Consider the following 12,849-nt stretch of genomic DNA (forward strand, 5'->3'; position numbering starts at 1 on the left):
ACTCGTTTATCCACCACTCATGAGTGACAAACTGGAGACCGGCGCCGACAGGCGACGCGAACAGGGCGTCGAAACGGAACGAGCGGTCGCTACCGAACGGTCTGCACTACGGCGACTGCTCGACCACGACGTCGTCCAGTCCGCGCCGTTCTGGCTCCCGCCGTTCCTGCTGATGGGCTTTTTCGTCTACGCGGCCATCGGCTGGAACTTCGTGATTTCGCTGACCGACTACGAGGGGTTCGGCGACATCGAGTACTCGCCGCTCGATTTGGCCAACTACTGGCAGATGTTCGACGACCCCGGCATGTGGGCGGCGACACGGAACACGTTCGTCCTGCTGGTCTCGTTCACCGTCGTCTGTCTCGTCGTCGGACTCGTCCTCGCCATCTTGCTCGACCGCGAGGTCCGATTCGGGCGCACGCTCCGGACCATCTACCTGCTCCCGATGAGCCTCTCGTTCATCGTCACCGCGCAGTTCTGGATGTGGATGTACAACTACAACTTCGGCATCGTGAACCAGTTGGTGGGTCTCGTCGGACTCGGGCCGTACAGTTGGCTCGGCGACCCTCAGTTGGTTCTGGGGTCTGTCGTCTTTGCGCTCGTCTGGCAGTTCAGCGGCTACACGATGATAGTGTATCTCGCGGCGCTCCGGGCGATTCCCGACGACCAGTACGAGGCCGCGAGAGTAGACGGAGCGAGTACCTATCGCATGTATCGGCGCGTCATCGTGCCGCAACTCAAGCCAGCGATGGTGAGCGCCTCCGTCGTCCTCGTGCTGTTCGCACTCAAGGCGTTCGACTTCCTCTACGCGATTTGGGGGTATCGGCCGCGACGCGGCGCGGACATCCTCTCGACCAAGATGGTCCGGGAGGCGTTCAACAAGGGCGAGTGGGCGTACGCCGCGGCAATCGCAATCCTACTGTTCGCGCTCTCGCTTGCGGTCATCGCGCCGTATCTCTACCAACAACACAGACAGGGGAACCTATGAGACAGCGGAGGACTGAACGATGAGCCAAGAAACGATTACGAGCGACTCCGGGGACGAACGAACGGCGAGCGGCGCGACGATTGGCGGTGTGGGACTCCCCCGAGTCGCTCTGTACGCGACACTGGTCGCACTCGTCGCGTTCTACCTCACACCAATCGAGACGGGACTCGTGACCTCGGTCAAGACGAGCGAAGCAGTGCGCAACACCTTGCCGTTTCTCCCGCCGAGTCTCGGCGAACTCACGTTCGAAAAGTGGCGCTTCGCCTTCGACGCGCTGTCGCACGGACTGGTCAACAGCATCCTGTTCACGATTCCTTCGACGATTCTCTGCGGCATCTTCGGGAGCATGGCGGCCTACGGCCTGACGCTAGTCGATTGGCGGGGACAAGTGGCAATTCTCTCGCTGTTCATCGCGGGCATCTTCATCCCGTACCAGGCGGTCATCATCCCACTGTCGGAGTTCTGGTCCATCTACGTGCAACTCGACCAGCGACTGGCGTTTCTGTGGGCGCTCCCGTTGATGGAACCGCACTACGCGACGATTCTCGAACTGATAATCACGCACACTGCCTACGGCATTCCCATCTGCACCATCCTGTTTCGGGCGCAGTACAAGACCATGTCGTGGGAGATGATAGAGTCCGCGCGTCTCGACGGCGCGTCGCTCTGGCGGGTGTACCGGCGAATAGTCCTGCCGCTCTCGAAGCCGATGTTCGCCGTCGTCTTCATCTTCCAGTTCACCCAAATCTGGAACGAGTTCCTCTTCTCGCTGACTATCATCCGGAGCGTGAGCGACCCGGCGGCTTCGGTCACGCTAATTCTGTCGGGTCTCGGGACGGCGCTCGAAGGCATCGACTTCCCGCTCCGGATGGCCGGAGCGTTCCTCGCGGCGCTCCCCACCCTAATCGTCTACGTCCTGTTCGCCGACCAGTTCGCAGAAGGAGTGAGAGTGTAGTATGGCACGAACCGAACTCGACCACGTAACGAAGCGATTCGCAGAGAAAGGCGGGGGCGAAGTTATCGCGGTAGACGACCTCTCGCTGGACATCGAGAACGGGGAGTTTCTCGTCCTCGTCGGTCCCTCTGGCTGTGGCAAATCGACCACGCTCAGAATGATCGCGGGTCTCGAAACGATATCTGAAGGCGAGATACGCCTTGACGGACAGGTCATCAACGACCTGCCAGCGATGGACCGAAACATCGCGATGGTGTTCCAGAGCTACGCGCTCTACCCCCACATGACCGTCCGAGAGAACATGAGCTTCGGCCTCGAAGAATCGACCGACATGCCCAACAGCGAGATTCGACAGCGCGTCGAGGAGACAGCAGAGATGATGGGCATCGGCAACCTGCTGGACCGCCGACCGGCCGACCTCTCGGGTGGCCAGCAACAGCGGGTCGCGCTCGGCCGGGCCATCGTCAGAGACCCCATGGTCTTCCTGCTGGACGAACCACTCAGCAACTTGGACGCGAAACTGCGCTCCCAGATGCGCACGGAACTCCAGCGGTTGCAGGAGGACCTCGAAACGACGACGGTGTACGTCACCCACGACCAGACCGAGGCGATGACCATGGGCGACCGCATCGCCATCTTGAACGACGGCGAACTCCAGCAAGTCGCGACGCCACTGGAGTGTTACCACGAACCGGCGAACCAGTTCGTCGCGGGGTTCGTCGGCGACCCGGCGATGAACTTCTTCGAGGTGGCGTTGACGGACGAGACGCTGGTCGGCGAGTACTTCGAGTACCCACTCTCCGAGGAGGTCCGCGCCGACGTGGAGGGCCACGAAGCACTCGTTCTCGGAATCCGTCCCGAGGACGTGCAACTGGCACCCGAGGCCGAAACTGACCACGACTTCAGAACGACCGTGGACGTGGTCGAACCGATGGGCAACGAGAACCAGGTTCACTTAGCGTTCGATGCGGAGGCAGCGAACGGGACGTTCGTGGCGACCGTTTCGGGCATGCGCATGGTCGAAACCGGCCGAGGCGTCGCGGCGCGAATGCCCGAGGACGCGATTCACCTCTTCGACCGCAAGACGGGCGAAGCACTCCACAACCGCAAACTGGAGACCGCAGAGTCGCTCCCCAACCTCTAATTCTGGCTACTCTGCTTGCTCGTACTCCTCGGGTGTGTACGTCTTCAGTTCGAGCGCGTGGATGTCGGTCGTCATGTGGTCGCCGAGCGCGTCGTACACCAGTTGGTGCTGGGCGACCAGCGTCTCGCCCTCGAAGGCGGGCGAGACCACTGTCGCCGCGAGGTGGTCTTCGTCGTGTTCGCCCCGTGGATGGGTCACCGTCGCTTCTGCGTCCTCGACGTTCTCCTCGATGAGTCGCTTCACGTCGTCTGCGTTCATGGCCCGGAGTAGACGGTCCGCAGTGAAATGCGTGTGGATGGCGCTTCGTTCGGTTCGCCGGTTGCTCGCCTACTCGTCGCGCTCGCTTGCTCGTTTTGCGCTCCGTTCACTACGTCGCTCCGGCGCGCAAAACCTCGTCGAGTCGGCCGACCGTCTCCGTTTCTGGGTCGTCCTCTTTCGACTCTTCGCCGCCGAACCCGGTGACGCGCTCGACCGGTGGGTCGCGGTACTCCGTGTAGACGTTAAGTATCTCGTCGTCTGCCTCGACTGTGAACTGCCTAACCGACCCGTCGTCGCGCCAAATCTGGGTGACTTCACCGTCGGCGCTGTTGCCCGCTCCGACCGCCCCTTTCGGGGACCACGCGAGTCGGACGTGCAGGCCTTCTTCGAGGTCGTCCGGGTGGAGTTCGTCGCTCACGATAGTGGGCGACGACGCCGACGGCCGTCAAAACTGTGGCCACGGCGGAACAGTCTCCCGAACTTCCGGCCTCGTCTCTCACACCTTGCCGCTACCTCCGGTCCTCCTAGTTAAGTTTGGGCGTTCTTTCACACCAATATTACGCTGTATCGTCCGATTAACTAACTCCGATTGGCCTAATTCTGAGCCGGAGATACTCATGAGTGAACGACCAGACGATTCGAACCGCCGTCCCGAAAGCACCGACGACCTCCTCTCGATGGAACGACGCCGACTCCTCCAGACCGCTGGCGTCGGACTCGGTAGCCTTCCACTGGTGAATCTCGGCAGCGGCGTCGCAACGGCCCAGAGCGACTGCGCCGACGGCCCGTTCGAGCGAACGTACGAGGGCGGCACGATCAATATGGGCGAGATTCGCGCCGAAGAGGCACGCGGCGAACTCCCCGGCGACGTAGGCGCGGCCACGCCGAGGGGGCAGACGGACGGCACGGGCAGACAACCGCCGCGAAAAGCCGCACAGGAGTCGAACGTCGGCGAGGACGGCCCGCTAACCCTCCGCACCGAGTACGACGGCTTGGGGGCCGACGACACTCGCGGGGGCGTCCCTTCCGACTCGCAGGTCGCCGCCGGAGACGGTACTCTGATCCACGCCGTCAACCAGCAGGTCGGCATCTACAGCAAACAGGGAGGCACCCTCCAACAGAAGGTCCCGCTCGAACGCATCTGGGACCCCGTTATCACCGAACCCGAAGGCGGCTTCGCGTACGGCATTCCGTTCGTCTTCGACCCGCGAGCGCGCTACGACCGCGAGGCGGACCGGTTCGTCCTCGCCGCCGTGCAGTACGAACCCGGCATCACGACCGACGGCGAAATCGTGGGCCGCGAGGAGTTAGAGGAAGGCGCGGAACCCGGTGAGGGCGAAGAGGAGGAAGACGCAGACTCCGCCGCCGAGACGGAGTTCAGTCGCCCGCCGCGTGGCTGGTGGATGGTCGCCGTCTCCGCGACGAACAACCCCAACGGCGACTGGTACGTCTACCGCGTCCCGCCGCTGGACAACGAGGGTCTGGTGGACTACCCCGGCCTCGGTCTCGACCGAGACGCCATCTATCTGACGCAGAACTTCTTCGGCGAGCAGTTCGAAGTGACGATGGCCACCCTCGACAAAGCCGCGATGTACTCGGGCCAACCCGTCACGGCAAACCACTTCACCGGCCTGAACGACCCCAATCCAGACGCGCCGTTCACCTTCACCGTCCAACCCGCGCTCCAGCCGTTCACGGGCGGGAGTGACGGAACGTACTATCTGGTCAACGCTGGCTTCGACTCGGACGCGTTGACGCTCTGGGAATTGACCGACCCCGTGAACGACCCGATTCTCTCCTGCCAGACAGTCGAAGTCGGGCCGTACAGCTATCCCCCGGCTGCCCGGCAACCGAACACCGACGCGTACGTCGATACGCTCGGCACGCGACTGATGAACGCCGACTACGACGACGGGGCGCTCTGGACAGCCCACACGGTGGCCTACGACTGGAACGGCGACGGCAGACCGGTCGCCGCGATTCGCTGGTACGAACTCAACCTCGAAACGGGTACGCTCGCCCAGAGCGGCGTCTACGGTGCCCCCGGCGCGTCGTACTTCATTCCGACCGTCGGCGCAGAGGACGGACGGACGATTCTCACCCACAACGTCTCCGGGCCGGACACCTTCCCGCGGATGGACGTGGCAGGTCGCACCGCAGACTTCCCGCAGAACAGCCTGGAAGACTCGCTCGTCGCGCAGGACGGCGAATCGAGCTACGACTACGGCGAAGGCTCCAACGTGATGCGCTGGGGCGACTACAACGGCGTCTCCGTAGACCCCTCCTCGGGGACCTTCTGGACGGTCAGCCAGTACTCCCCGGCGGTCGAGATTCCGCCGAGCGCAGAAGAGCGCGACCCCTACGCGACTCGCATCGCAGAAGTAACGTTCGAAGACTAACGTAGCGCAGGTCCACCGGTCGTGAAACGTCGGTCCGACTGGTCCGGACTGGTCAGGTCCACTGGTCGAGTCCGGTCTGCACGACCGACTCCTCGATGCGCTCGAAGCCTCGCTCGACCTCTTCTTCGTGAATCTTCCACTCTTCGACGACGTACTCGCGGGCCGCCTCTACGTCGGGGTCCATCTCGATGTCGAACTCGTAGTCGTCGGTGACGTTCGGATTGAGGAACAACTCGCGGATGATGTCCACGTCTTTGTCGATGTGCTCGCCACGGGCTTCCAGCACGGCCCAGATGTCGCCGTGTTCTTTGACCTCCTTGAGCGCAGTTTTGGGACCGACGCCGGAGATGCCCTCGTTGAAGTCCGTGCCACAGAGGATGCCGATGTCCACCAACTGCTCCCACGTGATGTCGTGCTTCTCTAAGGTGGCGTCGAAGTCCATCAACTCCGGGTCGCCCTTGCTGGTCAACTGCCGCAAAGTCAGCGGTGCGCCGAGCAGGAGCGCGTCGTAGTCCTCGGTGCCACAGTAGTCAACCGCATCGGTGCGGTTCATGTGCGCGGCCTGCGCTTCGCCTTCGGCGGGCGCTTCGATGTAGGGCACGTCCAGCAGGTCGAACAACTCGCGGGTGGTCTCCTGAATCGTGTCGGTCAGTCGCTGTGTGTGAGCGTCGAGTCGCGCGATTTCGACTTCGTCGCCCTCCTCGCGAGCTTGCTCCAACTGCTCCTCGCGCTTCTCGCGCTCCTCGCGGCGCTTCTCGATTTCGGCGGCCTTGTGTTCCGTGACCGGCCCGTCGAAGACGAACACCGGCGTTAGGTCGTTCTCGAAGAACTTGGGCAGACCTTGGACGACGCCGATGAGGTTGGCGACTTCGGTGCCGTCCTCGGTGGTGTACTTCCCGCTACTCGTCCACTTGACGGTGGTCGTGAGGTACTTGTAGAGCCAGTTGTGCGCGTCCACGGCCACGGTGTCGCCGTCGAGTTCGTCGAAGGGGACCTCCTCGATGACGGCGAGTTGGCGCATGTCGGTGTTTCCCATTAACGTGTGTTTTGGGAATACGTGGATTTGAAAGCTTCTAGGTGGGTCGGGTGGAGGGGAATCTGGTGAGGGCAGGTGACGCGAGCGACTGAAAAAAAGCTGGTGACACTAACCACCGAAAACGGCCGGTGACACGGACTATCGGGTGGGACTGAAAGGGGCCGGGCGCTTTCGAGGAAGTTACGTCGGTTGTGGTGACTGTGAGAATGAAATTGAGAAGAAGCGGGCTACTCCCGATACCGAGAAGACCGCTCCGCACAGCACCGCGACTGCCACACCCTCCCCAACCGACTGCGGTCCTCAGTACGAACGACGCGCAGTAACGCGTTTTCCGCGTTCCGGTCCTCGTCCACCGGAAGAGCAAGCTCTCCCGAGCCTACGCTCGCTTCGCTCACGCAGACCTCGTGCGAACGGGTCGCACCACGAAGGTGCGACCAGCGCGCGCCGATACTGAACGCGAAGATTCGAAACGTCTCAAATCATCTCCTCTCGCGTCTCCACCTCCTCGACACCCTCACCACCCTCGTCGTCCAGAATCTCCACTGTCCCTTGCGTGCCGTCGATGCGAACCCGGTCGCCAGTCTGGATTTTCCGAGTCGCCTCGGGCACCGACACCACCGCCGGAAGGCCGTACTCGCGGGCGACCAGCGCGCCGTGGCTCACCGGGCCACCCACCTCCGAGACGAGTCCGGCGGCGTTCAGAAACATGGGCGTCCACCCGGGGTCCGTGGAGGGCGCGACCAGAATCTCGCCGCGCTCGACGGTCGCTTCGTTGGGATTCCGAACCACGCGTGCGGTGGCTTCCACGACGCCACCCGAGACGCCGGTTCCGACGAGCGTCCCTTCCGGAATCCCCGCGACCGGTTTCCCTTCCGGAATCTCGCCCTCGCTGGTCACGAGTGGGGGCGCGTCCATCTCCGCGTGGCGCTCGAACTCCGCGCGTCGGGCCGGAATATCGACCGCCGACTCCTCGCCGTCGAGCGCCGCGAACAGTTCTTCTTTGCGCAGGAACCACACGTCGTCCGGAGTTTCGATTGTTCCTCTCTCGGCCAGCACCTCGCCCGCCGCTTCGAGCGCGTCGTGCCACGCCGCCAGCGCGTGGGCGAACCCCTGCTTCGGGTACTCGCGCATCTGGACGTGGGCGCGGTAACTCCGAATCAGCTTCCGAACGACGCGCCGCCGAACCGGGCCGAGCAGTCCCTCGTCGGCGCGGCGTTCCAGTCGCTCGGCGGCCGTCTCGGCGTCTGCGGTGACGCGCCGAAGTCGCTCGCGGTGGTCGCCCGGAGCGCCGTGAGCCAAATTTGCGCGAATCGTCGCCAACAATCCGGACGGGTCCTCGCGCCAGCGCGGCCGACTCACGTCGAGTTCGCCGGTCGCTCGGTGGCCGAACTCCGCGAGGTAGTCGTCGAACGCGCCGACGAACTCTTCGCCGCCCGCGACCGACTCGATTTCGGCGAGCGACTTCCCATCTCGAATCGCGTCGGCGACTTCGGGGTGTTTCCGAGCGACGTCCGCGAGGTCACCCAGTCCGAGATTGATTCGGGTGACGAGTTCCCGTTCGAAACCTTGCCCGACCGCGTTGACCTCCGCTGGAGCCTCCGGGAATCTGCGCTTGAGCCAGCCACCGATGGCGAACGCCGCGACCAGCGGCCCTATTTCGGGATAGATGTCCTTGAGGACTCTCGGGAAGTCGAGCGAGTCGAAGACGGCACGGGCGCGTGCTTCCGGCGTATCGTGGCAGCGGACATTCGCAGCAGTTCGCTCGCCCCACCGCTCGAAGAATACCTCGACGCGCTCGGGGTCTTGCGGTCGTCCGAAAATGGAACCGATCGCCTTCCAGAGCATCGCCGGAACCACCGAGAGCAGGAGTTTCGAGAACCGCCACGATGCGCTAGCGGCCTTCGGGAGGTCGGTCAGTTTGACCCGCCACGCGGGGAATTCGTCGCCACGTCGGTCGAGTAGGTCGTTCAGGCCGCGTGCTGCCGGTTCGTTCAGTAGTGCTAATCGCCACGGGAGGTGGCGTCGAGCGACCCCGAGACCGAGCAAGGCAGTGACGTCGAGGTAGACGCGACCACCGGCTTCTGCGCCGGGACTCGACCAGAACGATTCGACGCCGAACATCTCGGGATACTTGTCGAGGAGTTCCCGCCACACGTCGCAGGCCAGCGGTGGAAACGCCTCTGGAATCGCTTGCAGGTGGCCGAGACTGACGTAGACGTGTAGCCGGTCGTCGTCGGGCGCAGGCGTCGGCAGTGGAAACAGCGACGTGATGGGCCGCGACTGCAGGAGGACGAAGCCATCGTCGCCGAGCGCCCACTCCACGTCTTGGGGACTGCCCAGCAACCCTTCGGCCCGGTCACCAAGCCGAACGAGCGTCCGAAGTTGTTCGTCCGAGAGCGTTCTGGCCGCCTCGTTGACCGTGTACTCCAACACCTCGCCCGTCTCGCGGTCGATGCGAGCGTGGTCTGGCGTCGTCTCCCCCGCTACGAGTGCTTGCCCGAGTCCGAACGTCGCATCGACCGTCGCCACTCGCCGACTGTTGGTTGCCGGGTCGGCAGTAAAGAGGACGCCCGCAGCGACCGCATCGACCATCGGTTGCACCACGACGGCCATCGAAACGTCGGCGTGGGAGATGCCGTTGCGCGCCCGGTACGCGACGGCGCGGTCTGTGAACAGACTCGCCACGCAGTCGAGCAGTCGGTCGGGGACCTCGGCGGGAGAGACTTCGAGGAACGTCTCGTGTTGCCCAGCGAAGGAGGCGTCCGGTAGGTCCTCGGCAGTCGCGGACGACCGGACTGCGAAGGACTGGTCGTCCGCGTCGAGCGCACCGAGCGCGTCTTCGACTGCTTCGCTAACCGCGTCCGGAAGCTTGCGCTCTCGTAGTTCTGCTCGTATCTCGCTGGCGTTCGCCGAGAGCGTCTCGGTGTCGGTCGCGTCGAGATCGTCCAACTCCGCGATAGCGCGACGGAGGTCGTCGTCGAGCAGTGTTCGGTACGCTGCGGTCGTCACGCAGAACCCGCCGGGAACCGGCAGTCCGGCGTCGAACAGTCGTGCGATATTCGCCCCCTTTCCCCCGACGAGCGCGAGGTCCCTGGCGTCCTCGTCGCGGAACGAGACGACGACCGGGTCCCCGTCAGATCTGGTTCCTTGTTCCCCCATAGCGACTGGGCTACGCGAGGAAACGACAAAACTGAATGGGACAACAGCGGACGCTCGTTTTCGTGGGAGACGCTACGGGGAGGCGACGATTTCGGGAGGTCGCTCGCCGTCTTTCGCGACCAGAAAGTTGCGTTCCTCCGCAGAGAGGTCACGCTTTCGGTACACGTCCAACCCCGACTGATAGCGCTCGCGTGACCGGGAACCTTCTTCGGTGTCTGCCGACTGCGCCAGCACCAATTCCGCGATTCCGGTCTGGTCGCCGGTGTAGCCGAATCCGGCCTTGTAGAGGGCGTGATAGGCGAATGGGTTGTTCACGGCGATTTTCACCCGGTCGTAGCCACGCGAGAGCAATTGGTCGGCGGTAAATCTGGTCAGTTCCGCGCCGACGCCCTCGCCGCGCCGAGACTTACGCACGGTCACGTAGCGAAGCCACGCGGTCGCTGGGTCCGTGCGGTCCTCGTTGAACGCGACTGCGGCGACCAACTCGTCGTCGTTGCCCTCCGTCACCTCGCGCGCGACTGCTTTCCCGGTGTTGCTCATCACGAACTTCCCGGCGTAGCTGAACTCCCGGTAGTCGAGGCGCAACTGGGGTTCGTCCTCGGGCCACCCGAGTACCGCGTACTCCATGGGTGGGTTTCGGGTGGGAGGGTCAACTGACCTTCGCTCCTAGGTGCGTCACGAGCTACTGAAAGCACCGAAACGGGGACCACTTCGAAAGCCCCTGCCCGGTCGCGGTCGCTCGCCGACATATCCGCGCATTCCCACACCGCGCGACGCGGATAGGGGTCGCCGAGACGACCACGCGATGCGCGACCGGGCGGCCCCTTTCAATCCCACCCATGGTGAATACGTCCTTAGCTATCGCGGTTACAAGTCCAGTCTCACGAAACCACCGCTGACCTCTTGGCGCTGGGCGTCGTCCCTGTTCCCATGACCGACTCCGTTGGCGACGTGGCGTTCTTCGACCGCTTCGCGCGCTACTTCGACTGGTTCAATCCTCAGTCGGGGGCCGAGAAGATTCGAGCGGGCCTCGCGTTCGCCGAGCGCGATGTCGAACGCGTGCTGGACGTAGGTGGTGGTACCGGCCGCGGAGCGAGCGCCGTCGGCGCGAGCGAGCGACTCGTCGCCGACGCCGCTCCCGGCATGCTCCGCGAGGCGAGAAAGAAAGGCATGGAGGCGGTTCGCGCCGACGGCGCGAACCTGCCGTTCGCCGACGAGAGCGTGGACGCCGTCCTCGTCGTGGACGCGCTCCACCACTTCGGCGACCCCGAGGGCGCTGTCTCGGAGATGGCCCGCGTGCTTCGTCCTGGCGGCGTCCTCGTCGTGCGCGAGTTCGACCCGACCGTCCTCGTCGGCAAACTCGTCGTCGCCAGCGAGCACCTGTTCGGTTTCGACTCGACGTTCTTCGCGCCGGACGACCTCACCCGAAAAGTCAGGGCGACGGGACTCGACGCCCGCTACCGCACCGACGGCTACGAGTACACCGTCGCCGGAGTCAAGTAAGGCCGAGTGAGTAGCGCTCAGTCGAGAAGCGTCTCCCGAGAGCGACGAGCGGGGTCTTCGTCCTCGGGGCGAACGCGCTCTGAACCGCCCACGAGGACGCGCCAGAGGCCCGGAAGGAATCGAATCCAGGCCACGGCAACAAGTGTGAACCCGCCGAGAGTGAGCAGTTCGGCGACATCTGCGAGGGTCGGGACTGCGGTGAGCCAGATAGCGAGCATCCCGACGTTCACGGTGACGACGCCGGTCCACGACGGTCGGTGGGGACTCGACGCGACGGCTTTCGGAATCGCCACGGGTCCGTCGTCGTGGAAAGCTGTGGCGACGCTCGGTAGCAAACCCATCGCCAACTGGAGCATCCACCCGAACACCAGTCCGTCTATCGCGGCCGTCTCGATGGCAACCGCAGGAACTACGTCCGGAAACAGCAGGACGAGCGGTGCCCACGGAACGGGGAAGACCAACCAGAGGTACGCCCCGAGCACGTGTGCGAATCTGCTGTCCGGTTCGCAACCGTTCGAACGGCGGGTGGCGACGACGTTCACGAGCAACGCGACGGTGCCGACGACGTACACTGCGAGACCAGTGAACGTGAGCGCGTGAACCGCTAGCCACGGCCCGGCGACGAGTCCGGCGGCGCCTACGACCAACCCCCAGAACGTGACGCGCGTGAGTCGGGGATACCGAAGCGTGACACCCGCCACTTCCGGTGTGATGGCCAGCAGTGTCCCCGCCACGACTAGCGCGAGGAACCCCCAAACGTTCGCGTGGACGTGTGCCTCGATAGTCCCGAAGTATCCGCCGGGACCGTGGACGTTCAGCAACAACCCGAACGCCGCGAAGATGCCGACGACGAGGAACGAGGGTGCGACTACGTAGTATCGGCCGAGGAGTCCGCTGGACGACTCCCCGAGAACCGTCCTCGTCGCAGACGCGAGGAGGAGGACCAACGCGGTCAGGATGGCCGTTCCACCGGTGACGGCAGTCGTCGTCGAACTAGTGGCCATCCCGACGAGGAGCAGTGGGAACCCTGCGTTCAGTGCCAACCACTGTAGCCAGCGTCCACGCGAAGGGAACGTTGTTTCGGTATCGGTCACCGACGCCAGTAGGTTCGGGAGCGCGCCGAACAACGCCTGGGTCATCGCACCGATGGTGACGAAGTGGACGAGCAACCACCGAAGTCGGGGGAGCGTCTCTATCGCGCCGACTTCGACGGCGAGTTTTCCGAACAGTGCGAGCAGTCCGACGGTCAAGTAGAGTCCCGCCATCAAGACGAACGGGTTCGTGCGAGTTCGCATCGTGGAATCTCCGTGGTCGTCGGTCAGACCGCACGTCAGGTAGGCGTTCACACGAAGCAGTCGGTGTAACGCGAACATGTTCGACCCCGCCCTTACAGTTCGGTGGTCCGTC

General features: G+C 64.0%; 11 protein-coding genes. 5 read left to right on the top strand and 6 right to left on the bottom strand.

Annotated elements, in window-relative coordinates:
• The first annotated feature begins 19 nt into the window (after positions 1–19).
• The 3 genes from F7R90_RS09545 to F7R90_RS09555 are packed head-to-tail and all read left to right on the top strand — an operon-like array spanning position 20 to position 3,087.
• Complete coding sequence (locus tag F7R90_RS09545) at positions 20–988, top strand: carbohydrate ABC transporter permease (RefSeq protein ID WP_158057224.1); 969 nt, start codon at positions 20–22, stop codon at positions 986–988.
• 19 nt (positions 989–1,007) lie between these two features.
• Positions 1,008–1,943, top strand: coding sequence for a carbohydrate ABC transporter permease (locus F7R90_RS09550; protein ID WP_158057225.1), 936 nt, complete (start codon positions 1,008–1,010; stop codon positions 1,941–1,943).
• A gap of 1 nt (position 1,944) precedes the next feature.
• The gene (locus F7R90_RS09555; RefSeq protein WP_158057226.1) at positions 1,945–3,087 is read left to right on the top strand and encodes an ABC transporter ATP-binding protein; all 1,143 of its coding nucleotides are present in this window, start codon (positions 1,945–1,947) and stop codon (positions 3,085–3,087) included.
• 6 nt (positions 3,088–3,093) lie between these two features.
• On the opposite strand, the gene F7R90_RS09560 is transcribed toward F7R90_RS09555, so the two are convergent.
• Together F7R90_RS09560 and F7R90_RS09565 are read right to left on the bottom strand one after the other, a co-directional pair.
• The gene (locus tag F7R90_RS09560) at positions 3,094–3,345 is read right to left on the bottom strand and encodes a BolA family protein (protein ID WP_158057227.1); all 252 of its coding nucleotides are present in this window, start codon (positions 3,343–3,345) and stop codon (positions 3,094–3,096) included.
• 109 nt (positions 3,346–3,454) lie between these two features.
• On the bottom strand, positions 3,455–3,763 hold the full coding sequence (locus tag F7R90_RS09565) for a hypothetical protein (RefSeq protein ID WP_225741134.1): 309 nt from the start codon (positions 3,761–3,763) through the stop codon (positions 3,455–3,457).
• A 199-nt stretch (positions 3,764–3,962) separates the two neighbouring features.
• Here F7R90_RS09565 and F7R90_RS09570 point away from each other — a divergent pair, with 199 nt between their 5' ends.
• On the top strand, positions 3,963–5,744 hold the full coding sequence (locus tag F7R90_RS09570) for a hypothetical protein (RefSeq protein WP_158057229.1): 1,782 nt from the start codon (positions 3,963–3,965) through the stop codon (positions 5,742–5,744).
• Positions 5,745–5,796: 52 nt separating this feature from the next.
• Here F7R90_RS09570 and fen read toward each other — a convergent pair whose 3' ends face one another.
• From fen to F7R90_RS09585, 3 genes are all read right to left on the bottom strand, one after another.
• Positions 5,797–6,780 (bottom strand): flap endonuclease-1, encoded by a 984-nt coding sequence (gene fen / locus F7R90_RS09575; protein WP_158057230.1) that lies wholly within the window; start codon positions 6,778–6,780, stop codon positions 5,797–5,799.
• Between the two features lie 474 nt (positions 6,781–7,254).
• On the bottom strand, positions 7,255–9,939 hold the full coding sequence (locus F7R90_RS09580; protein WP_158057231.1) for a PEP/pyruvate-binding domain-containing protein: 2,685 nt from the start codon (positions 9,937–9,939) through the stop codon (positions 7,255–7,257).
• Between the two features lie 72 nt (positions 9,940–10,011).
• Complete coding sequence (locus F7R90_RS09585; RefSeq protein ID WP_158057232.1) at positions 10,012–10,566, bottom strand: GNAT family N-acetyltransferase; 555 nt, start codon at positions 10,564–10,566, stop codon at positions 10,012–10,014.
• A 303-nt stretch (positions 10,567–10,869) separates the two neighbouring features.
• On the opposite strand from F7R90_RS09585, the gene F7R90_RS09590 reads away from it, so the two are divergent.
• Entirely contained in the window at positions 10,870–11,442 is a 573-nt protein-coding gene (locus F7R90_RS09590; RefSeq protein WP_158057233.1) for a class I SAM-dependent methyltransferase, read from the top strand.
• 17 nt (positions 11,443–11,459) lie between these two features.
• Here F7R90_RS09590 and F7R90_RS09595 read toward each other — a convergent pair whose 3' ends face one another.
• On the bottom strand, positions 11,460–12,815 hold the full coding sequence (locus F7R90_RS09595; protein ID WP_192498271.1) for a heme-copper oxidase family protein: 1,356 nt from the start codon (positions 12,813–12,815) through the stop codon (positions 11,460–11,462).
• Positions 12,816–12,849: the final 34 nt, after the last annotated feature.

Source organism: Halorussus halophilus, assembly GCF_008831545.1.
Classification (GTDB): domain Archaea; phylum Halobacteriota; class Halobacteria; order Halobacteriales; family Haladaptataceae; genus Halorussus; species Halorussus halophilus.

What these genes read in the sequence shown, in the direction of transcription:
- F7R90_RS09545 (WP_158057224.1), top strand. Translation starts at nt 20, where the DNA reads ATGAGTGACAAACTGGAGACCGGCGCCGACAGGCGACGCGAACAGGGC.
- F7R90_RS09550 (WP_158057225.1), top strand. Translation starts at nt 1,008, where the DNA reads ATGAGCCAAGAAACGATTACGAGCGACTCCGGGGACGAACGAACGGCG.
- F7R90_RS09555 (WP_158057226.1), top strand. Translation starts at nt 1,945, where the DNA reads ATGGCACGAACCGAACTCGACCACGTAACGAAGCGATTCGCAGAGAAA.
- F7R90_RS09560 (WP_158057227.1), bottom strand. Translation starts at nt 3,345, where the DNA reads ATGAACGCAGACGACGTGAAGCGACTCATCGAGGAGAACGTCGAGGAC.
- F7R90_RS09570 (WP_158057229.1), top strand. Translation starts at nt 3,963, where the DNA reads ATGAGTGAACGACCAGACGATTCGAACCGCCGTCCCGAAAGCACCGAC.
- fen (WP_158057230.1), bottom strand. Translation starts at nt 6,780, where the DNA reads ATGGGAAACACCGACATGCGCCAACTCGCCGTCATCGAGGAGGTCCCC.
- F7R90_RS09580 (WP_158057231.1), bottom strand. Translation starts at nt 9,939, where the DNA reads ATGGGGGAACAAGGAACCAGATCTGACGGGGACCCGGTCGTCGTCTCG.
- F7R90_RS09585 (WP_158057232.1), bottom strand. Translation starts at nt 10,566, where the DNA reads ATGGAGTACGCGGTACTCGGGTGGCCCGAGGACGAACCCCAGTTGCGC.
- F7R90_RS09590 (WP_158057233.1), top strand. Translation starts at nt 10,870, where the DNA reads ATGACCGACTCCGTTGGCGACGTGGCGTTCTTCGACCGCTTCGCGCGC.
- F7R90_RS09595 (WP_192498271.1), bottom strand. Translation starts at nt 12,815, where the DNA reads ATGTTCGCGTTACACCGACTGCTTCGTGTGAACGCCTACCTGACGTGC.